Genomic DNA, 18,839 nt, shown 5'->3' with positions numbered 1-18,839 from the left:
GAGGAAAAGCGACGAAATTCACGGCCTCAAGTAATCAGCACTATCGAGATTTACACTACTGTCGGACTTGCGATGCGCGCTTGCGCAGGTGACGAATTTTTTGGTTCACAGCCCTCACGATGCTTCCCATCTGGTACCGGTCAATGTTTAAGTTCCTTGCAGTCAGCTCTGCTCTTCCACTTGAACCGTTCAACCTGGCGGAAATTACTATTTCTCGAACCTCTCGACTCTGTAACACGTTCAATCGGGCATAGCGAGTCCTCAGGCCGCTATTCCAGTCCAGCAATGCATAGGACTCGTCTCGAGTGATGGGGTTTGCTAGATATCTACCAGGCATCACCGCAAGGTCAGGTGCTTGATTCCGGGCTGAATGTCCGGGAATGGGTGGTGGAGTACCCGGTGGGGATTGGGGGGGGTGGGGGGATGATGCGGAGCTGCGCGAAACAGCCGATAAGGCCCCTTCGGGTTCATTCCTGGGTGCGGGAGATGGCGAGCGATTCCAACTAGGCGGCGATCGCGGTGCGAAAATGGGGGAACTGGAGCGGGAACGGTCAGGTCTTGGAGTGTTCAGTTGTGAGGATGAACGGGATCTCCTCATGTGCCCCGAAGGATCCGTATAGTTTACCGGGTCGTTGCCACAGTAAATGTAGGCATTAAAACCGCCTGCATCGAAAGGGCTGAAAGAATCTGGCGTAGACAATCGCATCAGTGACGGGCTGTAAATACGTGTTCCATTGCCTAAAAAGTACAGACTGCCCCACAAGTTTAGTAGCTGTCCATTAAAGCCTAGACGCGTACCGAGGGCCTTGTTGTCATGCCCATAGGCTGTGTAACGGCCAGGTTGGAGTGGGTCCGCATTATGTTCGGTTCGATCGAGTATAGAATGGTTGCCATCGCAAGCCAGTAATTGGGTACAGCTTGAAACCACTGCGTATCGACACTCAGCCAAGGGCAGAGGTCCACTATGAACAAAAAGGAATGTCTCCCTGCTGCATAACGCAACACTCGGATGCTGGCCTTGATAGAAATATTGTGTTCTAACAGACATGGGCGTCAACCGTAGACTGAGCTGTAGGGTTAAGCGTACCGCTGACACCACGGAAATGTAACTAGTAGATTTATCAGTTTTCGACACTCGCGGTTGGATTGACTAATACATTTCCCCACCTCCGGCGATATACTGAATGCCCCATTTCGTGGGGAGGTTGGATAAGGATAAACGCTGCACCATGACCGACATCGAGCGCTACGTCCGCGCCGCCACCCGCGACAACACGCGGCGCAGCTACCAGGCTGCCATCGACCATTTCGAAACCCATTGGGGCGGCTTTCTGCCGGCCACTGCCGAGGCGGTAGCCCGCTACCTGGCCGACCACGCCGGACAGCACGCCGTGAGCACCCTGCGCCAACGCCTTGCGGCCCTTAGCCAATGGCATATCAGCCAGGGCTTCCCCGACCCGACCAAGGCACCGCTGGTGCGCCAGGTGCTACGCGGTATCCGCACCCTGCACCCGACCCCTCCGAAGCAGGCCTCACCGCTGTTGCTGCAGCACCTGCAAACGGCGGTGCAGTGCTTCGAGGACGAAGCTCGCCAGGCACACGAAAACCATGACCTGACCGCGCTGCGCCGCGCACGTCGCGATGCCGCGTTGCTGTTGCTGGGGTTCTGGCGAGGGTTTCGCGGTGATGAGCTGGCCCGGCTGCGCATCGAACATATCCAGGCCGAGGCGGGTGTCGGCATCACGCTGTTCCTGCCGCGCAGCAAGGGCGACCGGGAAGCGCTTGGCGTGCAGCACCGCACCCCGGCACTCAAGGCGCTGTGCCCGGTCACCGCCTACCTGCAATGGCTGGAAGTGGCCGGCATCGCCCATGGCCCGGTGTTTCGCAAACTCGACCGCTGGGGCAATCTCGGCGACGCGCCGCTCAACAGCAACAGCCTGGTCGGCCTGCTCAGGCGCATGCTGGAGCGTGCCGGGGTGCCGGCGGCGTTGTACACCGGCCACTCCCTGCGCCGCGGTTTCGCCACCTGGGCCACGGCCAATGGTTGGGAGCTGAAGGCGTTGATGAGCTACGTAGGCTGGAAAGACGCCAAGTCGGCGCTGCGCTACATCGATGCAGCGCAGCGCTTTGGCGAGCTGGCCGTGTTACCGGCCAGCCGGGTGCATCAGCTCACTCCTTGAAGGCGTGGCGGTGAATGCCGGCGATTTCCGGGCGAATGGCGTAGAGGTCGCCGGCATCCGGATAGTGCCGCAGTTCAACCGCGTTCATGCCGAAACGCGCCGTGGTGATGTACAAGGTGGCCATGCCTTCGCCGCCAAAGCAGCAACTGGTCGGGCGTGGCACCGGCATCACCACCTGGTCGGTCAGGTGGCCGTTACGGTCGTAACGCAACAGGCAACTGCCATTGAACTGGCAAACCCACAGCCCGCCCTCACGGTCCAGCGCAATGCCATCCGGGCGGCCCAGCTCGGCGGGGGTTTCGGCGAACAGCACGACTTCGGCCAGGCGGCCTTCCGGCAGGTATTCGGCGCGGTAGATGGAACGGGCGACCGAGTCGACGAAGTACACGGTGTGCCCATCTTCCGACCAGGCAAGGCCATTGGGCAGTGCCATGCCGTCGTGGATCACCTCGTCGCTCAGCTGTGCATCGAAACGGAACAAGGCACCGGTATTGCCGCTCGGCGCTTCGTCCATCAGGCCGCTGACAAAACGCCCCCGGGGGTCGCAGGCGCCATCGTTGAAGCGGTAGGTTGAACGCGGATGGACCGGCACGGAACACTGCCGCACCTTGCGCGCGTTCACGTCAAGAATGGCGACGCTGGAGTCTTCGGTGAAGATCAGGTTGCCCTTGTCGGTCAACGCCAGGGCACCAATGCGCGCCGCCGATTCATACAGGCTCTCGACCTCACCATCCGGGTTCAGCCGATTGATGCGCCCACCGGAGATGTCGACGAAGTACAGCGCGCCGCTGTGCGCGTCCCAGACCGGGCTTTCGCCCAGGTCGGCACGGGTGTTGGCGACCTTGACCGGCACATAGTGGCATTCCTTGATGCGGCTCCAGCGTTCGGCCACTTCCTTGAGGTTGCCCGCCTGCACCCGCGCCAGGTCGCGCGGGTAGCTGACGCCGCTGTTCTCGGTGAAACGGGTGGCGGTGAACTGCCCGTTGCTGGCACGCAGGATGTACCCCGTGTCACGGCACAGTGAACTGGCCAGGTACAACACCCCCGGCGTGACCCATTCGGGCTTGAGCTCTTCCGGTGCGTCGGTCACGCCCCACATGCGGGTCTTGGCCACGGGCGAGATGGCATTGACCAGAATGCCGTGCTCCTGCCCTTCCATGCTCAACGCGTTCATGATGCCGACCTGGGCCATCTTGCCGGCCGAGTAGGCCACCAGGCCGGGCTGCGAATAGCGCTGGTACATGGCGCGGTCCGAGGTGGTCAGCACCACACGCGGCGCCGCCGAGTGCTTGAGGTACTTCCAGGCATGCTTGGCCAGCCACACCGGGGCGTGCACGCTGATGCCCAGCGCACGCTGAAGAAAGCCCTCTTCCTGCGCCTCGATCCCCTGGTAATCGACCCAACCGGCATTGTGAATGAGGATGTCCAGCGCACCGAAATGCTCGATGGCCAGCTCGATCAACTGCTGGCATTCACGTTCGTCTTCCAGTTGCCCGGCATGGGCGACCACGTTGCAGCCCTTGGCCTGCAGGGCCGCGAGCGCCTGGTCCAGTGCTGACGGGTCTTGCCCTTGGCCAGCGCGGTCAGTCCCCAGGTCGCTGATCACCACCCGGGCGCCACGCTCGGCCAGCGCCATGGCATAGGCCAGGCCCAGCCCTTGGGCGGCACCGGTGATGATGGCAACTTTATTATTGAAAGGGTCTGTCATGGGCATTGCGGGGCACCTTCAGATTCTCCTTTTTTACGATAACAATAAAAAAATCAATGACTTAATATTAAAAGCATGCAACTTTGATATCTCAGGGATATCACCGGGCTTTGTCACTCGGGTGCCACGCACTATCATGGCCGCCTTGCAGGGGCGGGCCGGCCGCCTTCCGGGCACCCTGCATGTCGATGAAGGAACGTAGAATGATCGAAACACGTTTGCTCAGGCAGTTCATTGCCGTGGCCGAGGAACTGCACTTCCACAAGGCTGCCATCCGCCTGCACATGGCGCAGCCGCCCCTGAGCCAAGCAATCAACCGCCTTGAAGAAAAGCTCGGCTTCAGCCTGTTCCTGCGCAACAAGCGTGGGGTCAAGCTGACCGCCGCCGGCATGGCCTTCCTGGAAACCGCCTACCGCACGCTCAAGGAACTGGAGCAAGGCATCGAGTACGCGCGCAATGTTTCCGAAGGCATCTGCGGCAAGCTGACCATCACGGCCATTTCCATCGCGTACTACGAGTCGCTGCTCACCACCTTGCGCAGGTTCCGCGAGGTCTACCCGAATGTGCGCCTGACCATCCGGGAGATGCCCTCGGCCTCCCAGGCCAAGGCCTTGTTGGCCGGCGAAGCCGACATCGGCTTCATGCGTAAACTGCCGATGCCGCCCGACATCATCGCATCGCGGCTGTTGCTGAACGAGCAGATCATCATGGCCCTGCCGGCCAGCCACGCCAAAGCGCAGCAGCCCCTGGTCGACCTGCGCGACTTCGCCGAAGAGGACTTCGTGTTCACCCCGCAAGCCCTGGGCAGTGGCTACCACAGCCAGTTGATCGCCCTGTGCGAGTCGGCCGGTTTCTACCCCAAGGTTGTCCAGGAAGCGGCGCAGATCCATACCTTGATCGGCCTGGTGGCCTGTGGTTTCGGCGTGGCCCTGGTGCCCGAGTCGATCGCCTACTCCACGCTGCGCGACCGCGTGCAGTTCCGGCCGATCCGCCCGATCAAGGACCAGCCGACCCCGACCATGGGCCTGTACATGAACTGGAACACTCAGAACGCCTCGCCTGCCTTGGGCAGCTTCATCGCCATGCTCGACCAGGGCGCGCCGAAGCGCTTCAGCGACACTCTGCAGAGCCCTTTGATCCTGTAGCCCTACAGCATCAGGCGATACTCCTGCAGCCAGGTATCCAGCGCCAAGGCGGTCTCCAGGTTGTTGCGCCGCAGCTGCGAGTTGAAGTAGCCCTCGGGCTGGCGCAACTCGGCGGCCAGCCGGCCACGGTCGATGACCTGAAACACCGGCTGGCCTGGCGCATTCAGCAACTGCCCGATGCGCCCCCGCAGGAAGCGTTCATAGGCCAGGTTGGCCGACGTCGGGTACGGGCTCTTGCGCCGCTGCAACACCGCAGGCGGCACCAGGCCGGCGCTGGCTTGCTTGAGCAACCATTTTTCCTCGCCATCCTTGCCCTTGATCGACCACGGCACGTTGTACACGTACTCCACCAAGGTGTGGTCCGTGAACGGCACCCGCACTTCGAGGCTGGCGGCCATGCTCAGGCGGTCCTTGCGGTCGAGCAGAATCGGCAGCCAACGCTGCAAGTGCATGTGGCAGATCTCGCGCATGCGCCGCTCCAGCGGGCTGTCACCCGGCAGGTGTTCGACGCTGTCCAGGGCCTGGTGATAGCAGCTGTCCTGATAGCCGGCAAAGTCGCAGACACGGTTGAACTCCGGGTTGATCAGCCCAGGCTGCAGCAGTTGCATGCGCGACAACCAAGGGAAGCGCGCTGTTGCCACGGCCTGCGGATCGCGGAACCAGGCATAGCCGCCAAATACCTCGTCTGCCGCTTCACCGGATATAGCCACCGTAGAGTGCGCGCGGATGGCCTTGAACAGCAGGTACAGCGAGGTATCCACGTCGCCGAAGGTTGCCGCGCTGTCATTGGCGCGGTACACCGCCAGGCGCGCCGCGTCCGCCACCAGCTCGCGGTTGTCGATCAGGATGGTCTGGTGCTGGCTGCCGATATACTGCGCGGCAGCCAGGGCGTAAGGTTGATCGCGCTCCGGGCGAAACGCGTCGCTCTGAAACTGTTCGGCCTGGCCGACGAAATCCACCGAGAACGAGTTCACCGCCCCGCCCTGCTCCGCCTGCAGCCGTTGTTGCGCCATGGCGGTGAGCAGGGTCGAGTCCAGGCCACCGGACAGCAGCGAGCAGACCGGCACATCGGCGTGCAGCTGCTCGCCCAGCGCGTTGTCGAGCAGCTCGCGGGTGCGCTCGACGGTGGTCGCCAGATCGTCCTCGTGCGCTCGGCGTTGCAGTTGCCAATAGCGGCTGATGCTGACCTGCCCCTGGGGCCGCCAGGACAACCGATGCCCGGGCGGCAGTTCGCTGACCCCGCGCAACGCCGTGCGGGTGGTACCGCGGCTCAGGCTCAGGGCATCCACCAGGCCGACCGCGTCAAGGGCACTGGCGAAGTCGGGGTGCGCCAGCACCGCCTTGATCTCCGAGCCGAATAGCAGCCCCTGCTGGTGACGGGCGTAGTACAGCGGCTTGACCCCCAGGCGATCACGCACCAGCAGGAAGTGGCCATCGCGCGCGTCGAACACGGCGAAGGCGAACATGCCATTGAGGTAGTCGCAGCACTGCTCGCCCCACTCCAGGTAAGCATGCAGCACCACTTCGGTGTCGCTGCGCGTCTGAAACGTGTGCCCGGCCTGGCGCAGGCGCTCGCGCAAGGCATTGTGGTTATAGACCTCGCCGGTGTACACCAGCGCCACTTCCTCACCACTGGCGAAGCGGTAGGTCATCGGCTGCACGCCACCGCTCAGGTCGATGATCGCCAGGCGCCGGTGGCCGAGCAAGGCGTGCCGGTGCTGCCAGCTGCCGCTGGCATCTGGCCCGCGCAGGGCCAGGGTGTCGGTCATGGCGCCGAGCACCTGGCGCTGTTGGCTCAGGTCGCGGGTGTAGTCCACCCAGCCGGTAATTCCGCACATGGCTCGCTCCTTACACCTGAAGACGGCGGGTAGGCAGCAGGCCGATCAACGCCTGCAGCCGTTTGGCGATGTCCAGCAGCTGCTGTTCGCTGTCGCGCCGGCCCATGATCTGGATGGCCAACGGCGCCTTGCCGTCGGCACTGAGGGCAACCGGCACGGTGATGGCTGGCAGGCCGCTGAAACTGGCCAGTGGGGTAAAGCCGATCTTCTGCGAGTAATCATGATCGTCGGGTGACGGAATGGTCGAGTCACCCGGTTGCGGGTTGCGCCGGTCGAATGGCCGGTTCGGGTCCATCGGAAAGACCACGAAGTCCATCTGGGCGCTGTCGAACCAGGCAGCGATGCCCGCGCGCACGACGTCCATGCGCCCATGAATGCGCTGATAATCGCTGTCGCTCACCCCTTCACCGACCTTGAGCGCACTGAGGGTCGACCAGTGCAGTTCGCTGTCGAAGCGGCGTGCCCAGGCGGCCGAGGCCAGCCAGGCGTCACGCGCACACAGCTGCCAGGCATCGCCACGGCAGGCCCACAGTTCAGGCATGGCGACTTCATGCGGCGCCATGCCCAGGTCGGCAAAGGCGGTTCGGGCCTGGCCCAGCATGTCGAGCATGGGCGCGCTGGTCAGTGCCGGGTCCAGGGCGTGCGCCAACACGCCAACCCGGTAGTGCGGCTTGAGCGGTTGCTGATCCCCCAGCAGCGGTGCCAGGCCCAGCAACGGCATTAGCAGGTCGAGGTCGTCGGCACTGCGGGTGACCCAACCGAGGGCGTCCATGCGTGGCGACAGTGGGAATACGCCGGCTAGGCTGGCGGCCTTCTGGGTCATGCGCAAGCCGACCATGCCGCAGTGCGATGCCGGCCAGCGCACCGAACCGAGTACATCGGTACCCAACGAAATATCGCACAGGCCCGCCGCCACGGAGACCGCAGACCCTGTACTGGACCCTGACGGGTCGATGCCCGGGAAGTGCGGGTTGCGGCAGCCTGCGCCGAACGCAATGTTCAACTCGGTGGTCGCCACCTTGCTGGTCAGCACGATGCGCGAATCGAGGCAGGTCAGCGCCTTGGCGCTGCGCTGCGGGTAGTGACGGTAGCTGCGCAGCCCCAGACGGGTCGGCAGGCCGGCGACATCCACGGTGTCCTTGACCCCCAGCCGAAACCACGGTGCCTCGGCCGGGCGGGTGCTGGTCAGGCACCGATAGTGGCTGTCGGCATGGTCGCGCCAGGCGTCGTACTGCGCGGCCCAGTCAGCCGCCAGCGCGGGGCTGCGCTGCAGCAGTTCGAGGCGTTTGCGCAGGCTGAGGCCAAGGTATTCGGGCTGCTCGCGGCCACTGGCCAGCGGCGCACCGCAGTGGTTCAGGTAATGGACGATGGTGCTCTGGGTATCAGCGTGGCTCATGGGTGTATTCCTTGACAGAAGTTGCGGCCGCCCACGGCTGGGGCTTGCCGGTGGCAGACAGGGGCAGATGGGCGACCCGGCGCACGGCGACCGGTCGCGGGTGGTGCGCTGGCCAGTGCGTGAACGCTTCACGCACTGCCCGCTCGGTCAACGTTGCCGAGCTGAACAGCACTTCAAACGCCTCGGCGCGCAGCGCATCGCGCACCGCCACGCAGGCCAGGGTCGGGCAGTGCAGTTGCTGGCTCAGCTCGCTGGCCACACGTGCCAGGTCGAGCCGTACCCCGTTGACCTTGATCAGGCTGCTGGCACGGCCCAGCCATTGAAAGCGTCGGGCGTCCAACGCCAGCACCAGGTCATCGCAACGGTGACGGCTGGCCGGTGCCGCAGCCCCCTGCTCCCGGGCGATACGCGGGCTGCTGACTTCCAGCGGGCTCGGCGCGCCGATCGGGCTGAGCAACGTGACGTCGCCCAACAGCGTCCAGGGTTGCTCCGCGTTGCTTTGCGCATCCAGCTCGCGAACGGCCATGGCGCCGGTTTCGGTGGCGCCCAGCAGTTCGATGAAGCGCACCTGCGGCCCGGCATGGCGCTGCACGGTGGCCAAAGCGTTGGGGGGCAGCAGCGAAGCGCTGTGCACCACCAGCACCGAACGCCGTGCCGACAGGCGCGCCAACAGGGAGGGCAACAGCCGCCAGGTACTGGCAATGGCGAGGATCACACAAGGCCCGTCGCCATCGAGTTGCGGCAATACCTGCTGCTCCAAGGAGCAGGCTTGCAGCCGCGCGTTCAGCCAGTGCGCGCCGACCTCGCCCAGGATCATGCCGTAGCTGTGCGTGCTCGGCGCAAATGACAGGACCTCGGTCGCGCCAGCCGCCCAGTGGCCGAGTATCAAGGCCGCCTCCTGGGTCATCTGCGCGTGGCTGCGCAGCCACTGGCGGGGCACACCGGTAGAGCCCGATGTGGTGAACAAATGGTCGCTGCTCATTCAGCGGCCTGCAGGGTCAATTGATCTTCAAGCTTCTGGGCGACGAACGTTTCCATCTTCTCCAAGGTTTCAAACCAGTAGCGGACATCGTCACTCAGGTAATCCACTTCGATTTCAAAACAGCCTTCAATGGCGGTAATGACTTCGACGGCCATCAGGCTGTCGAAACGCTCGCCAATGAAGTCGCGAAAACTATCCTGTTTCTCGATGGCAAGGACTTCGTCGCCCAGTAACTGCGCCAATGCCTGACGAATACGCTGTTCAATAGATAAGTTGCTCACGGGCCTGTTGTTCCTTGTGGGTTGCCGGCATTGATAAGTTCCGCTCCCGTGCTGTAGAACACCTGTTCCGGCAGGATCGGGTCGAACTGCAGATAGACAAAAGCATCCGGGTAGTGCGTGGCTAGGCAGCGGTGCAGGCCCTCAGCCAATACCGCGTGGGCTATTGCATCGCGCGCCACCGACAAGGTGATGCGCAGGTAGAACTGCAAGGCGGCGCCGTCACCGTCCACGGTAGGCAACGGCATGCCCGCGCCGAACACGCAGCCAGGCGTCAGCGGGTTGAAAAACACCATGCAGTGCGCAGGCTCGGCACCCAGCGCCTTGAGCTGGCGCGTGAAGGCCAGGGCCAGGCGCTTGCGTTCAATGGCCTGCAGCGGCGCGCAGGTAACAGTGATGGTCGGCATGCCTGCTCCTCACGACAGCTGCAAGTTGGGCAGGTGCAGGCACTTGCCGTCGGCAAACGCCTGCAACAGGCGCCCCAGGCAGCCCGACAACGCGTCGTGCCCCTGCAGGTAGAGCGGCGACCAGGCATACCCCGGGCCGCTGCGCACCTTGTCGAGGAAGAAGCGCAGGTGCGCCAGGTCGACCGGCAACCCCAGCGCTGCGGCCAACGCCACGGCCTGGTAGGTGCTGAGCAGATCAGGGATGCGCTGCCCCTGGTTGGCGAAGCCGCCCTGGCGCACCTTGTGCGCGGCCAGCAGGTCGCTTGCCTGCGCGCGAACATCCCGGCCACCATGGCGCAGGCAGATCAATGCCTGCAGGCTGGCGCGCAAAGAGACCTGCCCACGCGGGTACGCGGCATGGCGGCCCTGCTGGCAGCAGCTGGCGACAAAGGCTTCGAGCTCGACAAGGTCGACACCGGCGTTGTTACCCAGTTGCTGCAGAATCGCCACCGCCGATGCAGTGGACACCAGGTCAGAACCACGCCCCTCCCAGAAACCGAAGCCACCGTCGGGGTTCTGCAGCGAGGCCAGCCAGTGTCCGACTGCCTTGCGTGCGTCGGGGCGGTCAGCGAAGGCACCGGCGGCCAGGCCCCAATTGGTGCAACGCACTTCGGCCCCACGCCCCGGCATGTACATGATCCCGGGCTCGTTCGGCATCTGGCAGCCCTCGATCCAGCGCAGCGCATCCGCCCGCTGTGCATCCGTCATCTGTCCACCGATCACTGCGGCCGCCGTGGTCAGCACATCAGCCGCAGCGTCGACCTGCCGATAGGTGTAACCACCCTGAGGCAACGCCAGGGTCGCGATGAAGCTTGCGATGGCATCTGCCAGGTGTGCGACCGGCTCACCCAGCGCCTTGAGCGAGCCCACCGCACAAAAGGCGGCCCAGACATCTTCGACGTCATAACCCTGCCAGCGCACGAAGGCGCCGCTCGGGCCACGCAGCGCCTCGATCCAGGCGACGCACTGGCCGGGCCCCAGCGGCTGCGCCTGTAATGCTGCGAGGCTGGCCGTGGCGCGGTAGGTCGCCCACAGGCACGGCCGCTCGGCGGCTTCGCTGAAGCGAAAGCCTCCGTCGTCCATCTGTTGCGCCTGCAACCAGTCGATCAACCGCGGCACGTCCCAGGCCGGCGCTGGCAGCCCTTGCCGAGCCAGCGCGCGCGCAGCCATCACGCCATAGAAGCAGGCACGGGTATCGGCCAGGTTGCGCCGGGCAAAGTCCACCGACCAGCTCAGGCCGCCATTGCTGCACTGCAGCCCTTCAAGCCAGGCATACAAGGCATCGGGGTCGGCCACGCGACCATCGCAAACCTCGACCAAGGTGCGCACCGCATAGTGGGTGGCCCAGACGTCTGCGGTCTGCCCCGGGCACATGGCGTAGGCGTCACCGTCGAACAGGGTATGCAGCCATTCGGCGGTCTGGGTGCCCTGCTCGATGGCAATGCCCAAGTCTTTGAGCGTTTCGCAGCAATAGAACGTGGCCCAGGCGTCGGACGGCATGCCTTTGCTCCAGGCGAAGCCTGCGTCACGGTTACGGCGGGACTGAATGTAGGTGTGCAAGCTGGCCGTATCGACGCTGTCGAGGCGCTCGACCCAGGCCAGGCTGCGCACGGCGGCGTAGGTGCACCACAGGTCAGGCTGACCATTGCCCAGGCCGCGCCCTTGCGCAAAGCGTGGTGCGGTCATTGCTTGCCCCCCACGAAGCGCAGGTTGGTCTTCTTCCAGCTTTTTTGCGAGCCACCACTTTTGTTGATGGCCGACAGGTTGTTGACGAACAGCACGCGGCTCCAGCGCAGGCCCATCAGCTGTTGGGAGCGCTCCAGCAGTTGCGCTTGCAGTTGGCTTTCCTGCGCGTTGTCCCAGTGCACGTCGCGCTCCAGGATCAAGGCGGCGCTGTCGTTCTGGCGGTCGATCTCGATCACGTAGCCGGTAGCGTCACAGGTGCCGTAGACCACCTCTTCGACCGCGCGAATCTCAAGGCTGACACCCGCCACCATGATGCTGTCACTGTCGCGGCCATTGATCAGCAGGCTGGGGCTGAGCTGCCCGGGCTGCCACGGCGCGGTGATGGTCACGCTGTCGCCGGTGTCCAGCCGCAGCAACGGGCGGGCATACAGGTTCAGTGGGGTGACCACGAGGCGCCCGGTAAGGCCCTCGGCGGGCGTCACCAGCCTGCCGTCGGGCAACAGCAGTTCGAAGTAGTGGGTGGCTGTGGCCAGGCGCATCTGCTGGTCTTCGCCCACGGCAGCCAAGGTGCCGGTTTCGGTGCTGCCATAGCTGGCGTCGAACACCTCGCACTGCCAGCCACGGGCCAGACGTTCACGAAACGGCTGAGTGTTGACCTCGCCCAGCAGCATGATCGAGCGCACCGACTGGGCGAAGGTGTGCAACAGGTCCCGCTGCTTGAGGTAGCGGGTCAGCTGTACCAGCACGCCGGGGGCAATGAATAGCACCGTTGGCCGGTAGGTGTCGAAGGTGTTGCACACCCGCTCCCAGTCGGTGATGCCGGTGGTGAACGGATACAGCCGCACATGGGAAACATCCAGGTATTCGCAGACATTGGCGATCAGGTCGCCGACCGGGACGATGTCCGATGGCATCAGGTTGGCCACCCGTGCTCCCGGGCGCAGCACCGAGCGCCAGTGGGCGGCGACGCTGACAGCATTCCAGATGATGTCTTGTTTCAGGCGCGGGGTCGGGGTCGGCTCGCCCGTGGTGCCGGTAGTGGCGTAGTACTTGGCCGCATCGCCCAGGGCCACGGTACAGAACGCCAATGGCTGACGTTTAAGCAAGGCCTTGGCCGTCAGCGGTAATTGCTGAAACGCCGAAAAACGGTAGGGGCCTATCTCTGCGTAGTGGGCGCTGTGCTGTGCTCGCCTCCAGGCTGCTTGCAACTTTCGTTCATAAAACGCGGCATCGGGGAGATGCCCGACATGCTGTTGAAGTTCGCGCTCGGCGTTCTTCAATACTTCGAAATCCTTATCGCCATGAACCAACATCGACTCGCCCTCTCAAATGTGCAGCGCAGAGAATTGGCGAGCGACAGGGGGTTAGTAAAATACTTATTTCTCGGCGACGGTGAGAGTTGCCAGGTATTAATCGGCCTAAATAGGGGCTTTTACGCTCGCTGTATGTAGTACTTTTCTGGCAAAAGCACCCGATTCGGCTTGTGTTTTGGGCGAGGTATCAGACTAAGATGTTTTTAATATTTCACATGCTTTTTGGGGGCTGCAGAAGCGCAGCGCCACAGCCGGGCGATATCACCCGCGCGCGCCTGCAGTAGCGTTGGCGCGTTGGCGCATGCCTGCTCCAGGCTCATCGGCCCGTTGACCAAGGCAAAAGCGGCGTCAATCCCATGGGCATACAGCTGCTGGTAGCCCTCCCCCAGCGTGCCGGCCAGTACAACCACCGGCACACCGTGGCGCTTGGCGACCCGGGCCACGCCCAACGGCGTCTTGCCACGCAGGGTCTGGGCGTCGAAGCGTCCTTCGCCGGTCACCACCAGGTCAGCACCCTGCACCAGCGCATCGAGCCCGGCCAGCTCAGCCACCACCTCCACCCCAGGGCGGAATTGCGCGCCCATGAACGCCTTGGCCGCGAACCCCATGCCGCCTGCGGCGCCACAGCCAGGGAAGTCGCGCACATCCTCACCGCGCAACCGCGCACAGTGATCGGCAAAATGCCCCAGCGCCTGGTCCAGCGCCTGCACCTGTTGCGGGCTTGCGCCTTTCTGCGGGCCGAAGATCGCCGAGGCGCCATTGGGCCCACACAGCGGGTTGTCAACGTCAGCAGCCACCTCGACCTGCACTTCGGCCAGCCGTGGGTCCAGGTCGCTGGTATCGATGTGCGCCAGCCTTGCCAGGGCCAGGCCCCCTTCTTCCAGCGCTTTGCCATCGGTATCCAGGAGGCGCAAGCCCAGGGCGCGCAGCATGCCGCTGCCACCGTCATTGGTAGCGCTGCCGCCAATTGCCAGGACGATACGCCGAGCACCAGCGGCCAACGCGGCAGCGATCAGCTCGCCAGTACCCCAGGTGCTGCTGCGGCACGCATCACGCTGCTCGGTCGGCACCCATTGCAGGCCACTGGCCTGGGCCATCTCGATGATTGCGGTGCGGCTCTGCGCCAGCCACCCCCAACCGGCCTCGACGGTTTGCCCCAAAGGCCCACGCACGGCCAGGCGGCGAAGTTCGCCCTGGCTGGCGGCAAGAATGGCCTCCATGGTGCCTTCACCGCCATCGGCCATGGGGCATTCGACCAGCTCGGCATCCGGCCACACCTCGGCCAGGCCCAGGGCAATGGCGCGGGTGACACCGGCAGCGTCGAGGCTGTCCTTGAACGAGTCGGGGGCGATGACGATCTTCATGGGGATTCTCCTGTCCAGATGAGCGGCATGCTGACAGTTGCCTGGCAAGCTGGCCTCGGTCAAATGCACAAGACAGCAGAGGCGTTGTTTGGGCAAATGCCTTCGCCCCCCCTCAACCGGCCGGCAGCAGTTGCAACCCCAGGTACAAACTGAGCATGCCTTCCATCCGCAGCGGGTCGACTTCGCCCAGCTCGGCGACCCGTTCCAGCCGGTAGCGAAGGCTGTTGCGGTGAATGCCCAAGGCATCGGCACAGGCCTGGCTCTGGCCATCATGGGCGCACCAGGCCCGCAAGGTCGCAATCAGCTGACCACTCGCGTCCTTGGCCCGGATGCGTTGCAGCGGTTCGAGCAGTTCATCCAGGGCATCGTCATTGCGATGGCGCCACAGCAAGGCCGGTAACCGATAGCGCTCAAGGCTGAGCAGGCGTTCGGCGGGCAGCACCTCCTGCCCATAGGCCAGCAGGTCGCGCACCCGGCGATAGCCTCGGCGCAACTGCTCCAGGCTCTGCGCCACGCAACCAAGGGCCAGGCGCCCGACCTGCCAGCCGTGGCGCTGCAGGCGCTCGAGCAGCCGCGCTTCGTCCAGCACCAAGGCTGCCGGGCGGCACCACAATAGCGACTGGCGTGCGGGGCTGACACACCAGCTGTCCGGGTAGCGGCTGGTCAGCCAGGCCGACAAGGCTTCGGCCGGTGGCCCCGACTCCAGCTCGAACAGGCAGGGCACCCTGGGCAGCTGGGGTTTCAGGCCCAACTGCCGGGCTTCGTCGAGCAACCTGGGTGAATCGCCGCTGCCACCCAGCAACAAGGCCAGCAAATCGTCACAACGCTGCCGCCGCCATTGCTGCTCGACCTGCAGATGGCGCTGGGCCAGGAGCATCTCGGCGGTCATGCGCACCAGCTCGCCATAGGTGCGCAACTGTTGTGGGTCGCCGGTCAGGCCCAGCACCCCCATCAGCCGCCCATCGAGCATCAGCGGCAGGTTCACCCCTGGCTGCACGCCCTTCAGGCACTTTGCCGCGTCCACATCCAGCTCGACGATGCGGCCGTTGGCCAGCACCAGTTGCGCGCCTTCGTGGCGGGTGTTGATACGCTCCGGCTCGCCACTGCCAAGGATCAGCCCCTGGCTGTCCATGACATTGACGTTGCAGGGCAGGATGGCCATCGCCCGATCAACGATATCCTGCGCCAGGTCATGGTCGAGTTCGAACATTCAACGGTCCTTGGGGTGGTAGGCTTTGGTCGCGGGCACAGCAGCCCTGGCCAAGCGCTGTGCAAAAGCACAAAGACAGGCACGCCGCAGGCCCGCCAGACTCGTCAGGGCGAGCGCCGGAACAGGCGACGCGGTGACAACCATAACAACAGAGAACCCGATCATGGCACACAGCCCCGCCCCTGACCAAGGCACGGACACCACCCGTAACGCGCTGTACCGGCGCATCACCCTGCGGCTGATTCCGTTCATTTTCATCTGCTACCTGTTCAACTACCTGGACCGCGTCAACGTCGGCTTCGCCAAGCTGCAGATGCTCGACGCCCTGAACTTCAGCGAAACCGTTTACGGCCTCGGCGCCGGTATCTTTTTCATCGGCTACGTGCTCTGCGGCCTGCCGAGCAACCTGGCACTCAACCGCTTCGGCCCACGGCGCTGGATCGCGTTGATGATGATCGCCTGGGGCAGCCTCTCGACCTGCCTGCTGTTCGTCACCACACCCACCGAGTTCTACACGTTGCGCCTGCTGACTGGCGCCGCCGAAGCCGGCTTCTTCCCAGGCGTGGTGCTGTACCTCTCGCGCTGGTTCCCGGCCGACCGTCGTGGCCGCATCATGGCCCTGTTCATGTCGGCGATCCCGGTGTCGGGGCTGCTGGGCGGGCCGTTCTCCGGCTGGATCCTCGAACATTTCGCCGCCGGCCAGCATGGCCTTGCCGGCTGGCAATGGATGTTCCTGATCCAGGGCGTGCCCACCGTCATCCTGGGCTTCCTGGCCATCCGCCTGCTCAGCGACGGCTACCAGAAAGCCACGTGGCTGAGCCCGGCCGAGCGCCAACTGATCGAGGCCGACCTCAAGGCCGACGCCGCCAGCAAACCCGCCACCAGCGGTGACAGCGTGCTCGCAGTGCTGACCAACCCGCTGATCTGGACGTTCGGTTTCGTTTACTTCTGTATCCAGAGCGGTGTGTACGCGATCAACTTCTGGCTGCCGTCGATCATCAAGAGCATGGGCTTCGACAACCCCTTGCTGATTGGCTGGCTGAGCGCCATTCCGTACTTGCTGGCCGGGGTATTCATGATTGTCTGCGGGCGCTCGGCCGACCTGCGTAACGAGCGCCGCTGGCACCTTGTAGTGCCCATGCTGATGGGCGCCATCGGCTTGCTGATCGCCGTGAACTTCGCCGGCAACCCGCCGATTGCCATCCTCGGCCTGTCGATCGCCACCATGGGCGCGCTCACCGGCCTGCCAATGTTCTGGCCAATGCCCACCGCGCTGCTCAGCGCCGGTGCGGCCGTGGCCGGGCTGGCGGTGATCAACTCGGTGGGGCAGATGGCGGGCTTCCTCAGCCCGTACCTGGTCGGTTTCATCAAGGACCAGACCGGGTCGACCGATGCCGCGCTGTATTCGTTGGCGGCATTGATCGTGGTGGGTAGCCTGGTGGCCTTGCGGGTAACGCGCGCTGGCGCGCTGGCCACGGTAAAGTCCACCTAAAACACCTGCAATGCGCCACAGCCCGTGTGGGAGCCGGCAAACCCGCCCCCACACGGTGCTTCAGAATAATGCCCCGATCGTCGGCTCGGGTCAGCATCTCAACGGCACAGGCGTCAAATGGTTCCAAAGGCCCCCTTTGGAGAAGCCTCATGACCCAGCACACCGTGGCCCGCCTCGATCAGCTCGACCCCCACCGCCCTCTGCGTGTGCAGGCCGGCAACGAAGAACTCATCCTCATCCGCCAGGGCGACCTGGTGCAGGCCTACCAGGCCAACTGCCCCCATGCCGGCGCCCCGCTGGAAGAAGGCGTGATCTGCGCAGGCTTGCTGGTCTGCCCGTGGCACAAGGCGGCGTTTGCCGTGGACGAAGGCGCGGTGTGCGAACCGCCGGCACTGGCCGACCTGCGCCGCTACCGGGCGTGGGTCAAGGACGGTGAAGTCTGGGTCGATGACCAGCCGCTGCCAAAGGCCGAGCCACCACGCCACAGTGACGCGCGCTGCTTCGTCGTCATCGGTGCCGGGGCCGCAGGCTCGGCGGCGGTGGCCACGCTGCTGGCCCATGGCTTCGGCGGGCGTCTGGTCTGGCTTGACCATGAACGCCAGCCCGCCTACGACCGCACTGCGCTGAGCAAATTCGTCATCGCCGGGGAGATGCCGCCCGATGAAGTCCCGGCGCTACTGGAGGCTGGCCAGTTGCGCGCGGGCCAGTTGGAGCGGTGCTTGGGCAAGGTGCGCACACTGGACGTGAAAAAGCGCCAAATCACCCTCAGCGACGGCCACCGCATCGACTATGACGCCGCCTTGCTGGCCACGGGCGGCAAACCGCAACGCCCCGACCTGCCCGGTGTCGACCTGGCAGGGGTCATGACCCTGCGCTCACGCGAAGATGCAGCACGCCTGCTGGATGCCGCCGAGCCGGGGCAGCCTGTGGTGATCGTCGGCGACGGGTTCATCGGCCTGGAGGCAGCCTCGGCCTTGCGCAAGTATGGCGCGCAGGTGCATGTGGTCAGCCGCCACCCGGTGCCCTTGAGCAAACAGTTAGGTGAGCGTATCGGGCGCAGCATACGCGCGCTGCATGAGCGCAAGGGCGTGGTGTTCCACGGCCCGACCGAGGTCGAGCGCTTTCTCGGTGAAGAACGGGTCGACGCCGTGCTGCTGGCCAATGGCGAGAAGCTGATGACGTCGTTGGTGTTGCTGGGTACCGGCGTCGCACCGGCCACTGCGTTCGTGCAGGGCGTGGAACTGGCCGAGGATCGTTCGTTGCGGGTCGACGCCGAGCTGCATGCCGCCGACCGCCTATGGGCCGCCGGCGACATCGCCACCTTCCCCCTCGCTGGCCGCCCGGTGCGCATCGAACACTGGCGCCTGGCCCAGCAGCATGGGGTAATTGCCGCAGCCAACATGCTGGGCGAGCAGCGTCGTTACGCGGATGTGCCGTTTTTCTGGACCTATCAGCATGGGCGCACCTATGAAGTGCTGGGGCATGCTCGGGACTGGGACCGAATCGAGTTCGTCGGCGAGCCGGAGAAAGGTGACTTCATTGCCTTGCAGTGTGTCGGGGAGCAGGTTGAAGCGGTGGTGGCCAAGGGGTATTCGGATGCCATGGCGCAGCTGTCGCAGCGGATGAAGCGGCCGCTGGGTCTGGATGAGGCACTCAAGCTGATTGGCTGAAACACGCCTGCTTTTTTGCTTGGGTTCTTCGGGGGGCGCTCGATATCCGCCCCCTGCAAAGCTAAAGACAAGCAACTCCCAAACCCAAAATCAGCTATGGTTTCCCCAACTCAAATAACAAGAACTTGGTA

The 18,839-nt window shown here is 64.4% G+C and carries 15 protein-coding genes and 1 pseudogene; 4 read left to right on the top strand and 12 right to left on the bottom strand.

Translation table 11 applies throughout. The features are described 5' to 3' along the window. Window positions 1-55 precede the first annotated feature (55 nt). The gene (locus HU766_RS02655; protein ID WP_186653030.1) at window positions 56-1,048 is read right to left on the bottom strand and encodes an RHS repeat-associated core domain-containing protein; all 993 of its coding nucleotides are present in this window, start codon (window positions 1,046-1,048) and stop codon (window positions 56-58) included. 181 nt (window positions 1,049-1,229) lie between these two features. Here HU766_RS02655 and HU766_RS02650 point away from each other — a divergent pair, with 181 nt between their 5' ends. Then, complete coding sequence (locus HU766_RS02650; protein ID WP_186653028.1) at window positions 1,230-2,180, top strand: site-specific integrase; 951 nt, start codon at window positions 1,230-1,232, stop codon at window positions 2,178-2,180. Here HU766_RS02650 and HU766_RS26545 read toward each other — a convergent pair. Both HU766_RS26545 and HU766_RS26540 read right to left on the bottom strand, forming a co-directional pair. Then, window positions 2,170-3,279, bottom strand: a complete 1,110-nt coding sequence (locus tag HU766_RS26545) for an SMP-30/gluconolactonase/LRE family protein (RefSeq protein WP_346656647.1) — start codon at window positions 3,277-3,279, stop codon at window positions 2,170-2,172. The genes HU766_RS02650 and HU766_RS26545 overlap by 11 nt on opposite strands. Window positions 3,280-3,300: 21 nt before the next feature. Next, window positions 3,301-3,816: pseudogene (locus HU766_RS26540) on the bottom strand (SDR family oxidoreductase); the annotation flags it as partial. 275 nt (window positions 3,817-4,091) lie between these two features. On the opposite strand from HU766_RS26540, the gene HU766_RS02640 reads away from it, so the two are divergent. Beyond that, on the top strand, window positions 4,092-5,033 hold the full coding sequence (locus HU766_RS02640) for a LysR family transcriptional regulator (RefSeq protein ID WP_033697770.1): 942 nt from the start codon (window positions 4,092-4,094) through the stop codon (window positions 5,031-5,033). Window positions 5,034-5,035: 2 nt separating this feature from the next. Here the strand turns inward: HU766_RS02640 and asnB are convergent, their stop codons facing one another. The 9 genes from asnB to HU766_RS02595 all read right to left on the bottom strand — a co-directional run bounded on the left by asnB (window position 5,036) and on the right by HU766_RS02595 (window position 15,546). Further along, window positions 5,036-6,871 carry an asparagine synthase (glutamine-hydrolyzing) gene (gene asnB / locus HU766_RS02635; RefSeq protein WP_186653023.1) on the bottom strand — a complete coding sequence of 612 codons (1,836 nt, stop codon included), beginning with the start codon at window positions 6,869-6,871 and terminating at the stop codon, window positions 5,036-5,038. A gap of 10 nt (window positions 6,872-6,881) precedes the next feature. Continuing rightward, window positions 6,882-8,267, bottom strand: coding sequence for an amidase (locus tag HU766_RS02630; protein WP_186653020.1), 1,386 nt, complete (start codon window positions 8,265-8,267; stop codon window positions 6,882-6,884). Next, a complete protein-coding gene (locus HU766_RS02625) occupies window positions 8,254-9,249 on the bottom strand; it encodes an AMP-binding protein (RefSeq protein ID WP_186653016.1) in 996 nt (331 codons plus the stop codon). Before HU766_RS02625 ends, HU766_RS02630 begins: the two co-directional genes overlap by 14 nt. Further along, window positions 9,246-9,530, bottom strand: coding sequence for an acyl carrier protein (locus HU766_RS02620; RefSeq protein WP_033697761.1), 285 nt, complete (start codon window positions 9,528-9,530; stop codon window positions 9,246-9,248). Before HU766_RS02620 ends, HU766_RS02625 begins: the two co-directional genes overlap by 4 nt. Beyond that, window positions 9,527-9,934 carry a hypothetical protein gene (locus HU766_RS02615; RefSeq protein WP_033697759.1) on the bottom strand — a complete coding sequence of 136 codons (408 nt, stop codon included), beginning with the start codon at window positions 9,932-9,934 and terminating at the stop codon, window positions 9,527-9,529. Before HU766_RS02615 ends, HU766_RS02620 begins: the two co-directional genes overlap by 4 nt. A 9-nt stretch (window positions 9,935-9,943) precedes the next feature. Next, window positions 9,944-11,659, bottom strand: a complete 1,716-nt coding sequence (locus HU766_RS02610; protein WP_186653013.1) for a prenyltransferase/squalene oxidase repeat-containing protein — start codon at window positions 11,657-11,659, stop codon at window positions 9,944-9,946. Then, entirely contained in the window at window positions 11,656-12,867 is a 1,212-nt protein-coding gene (locus HU766_RS02605) for an AMP-binding protein (protein WP_238338548.1), read from the bottom strand. Before HU766_RS02605 ends, HU766_RS02610 begins: the two co-directional genes overlap by 4 nt. A 308-nt stretch (window positions 12,868-13,175) precedes the next feature. Then, entirely contained in the window at window positions 13,176-14,336 is a 1,161-nt protein-coding gene (locus HU766_RS02600) for a glycerate kinase (RefSeq protein WP_186653006.1), read from the bottom strand. 112 nt (window positions 14,337-14,448) lie between these two features. Continuing rightward, a complete protein-coding gene (locus tag HU766_RS02595; RefSeq protein ID WP_186653004.1) occupies window positions 14,449-15,546 on the bottom strand; it encodes a sugar diacid recognition domain-containing protein in 1,098 nt (365 codons plus the stop codon). 163 nt (window positions 15,547-15,709) lie between these two features. Between HU766_RS02595 and HU766_RS02590 the strand changes: the two genes are divergently transcribed. After that, window positions 15,710-17,038, top strand: coding sequence for an MFS transporter (locus tag HU766_RS02590; protein ID WP_186653002.1), 1,329 nt, complete (start codon window positions 15,710-15,712; stop codon window positions 17,036-17,038). A 149-nt stretch (window positions 17,039-17,187) separates the two neighbouring features. Then, window positions 17,188-18,708: an FAD-dependent oxidoreductase gene (locus tag HU766_RS02585; protein WP_186653000.1), complete on the top strand. Its 1,521-nt coding sequence runs from the start codon at window positions 17,188-17,190 to the stop codon at window positions 18,706-18,708. Window positions 18,709-18,839: the final 131 nt, after the last annotated feature.

It is taken from the genome of Pseudomonas sp. SWRI77 (genome assembly GCF_014269105.1).
GTDB classification, from domain to species: domain Bacteria; phylum Pseudomonadota; class Gammaproteobacteria; order Pseudomonadales; family Pseudomonadaceae; genus Aquipseudomonas; species Aquipseudomonas capeferrum.
Note: the sequence above shows the minus strand (reverse complement) of the source record. Positions and strands in the feature narration are given on the sequence as shown.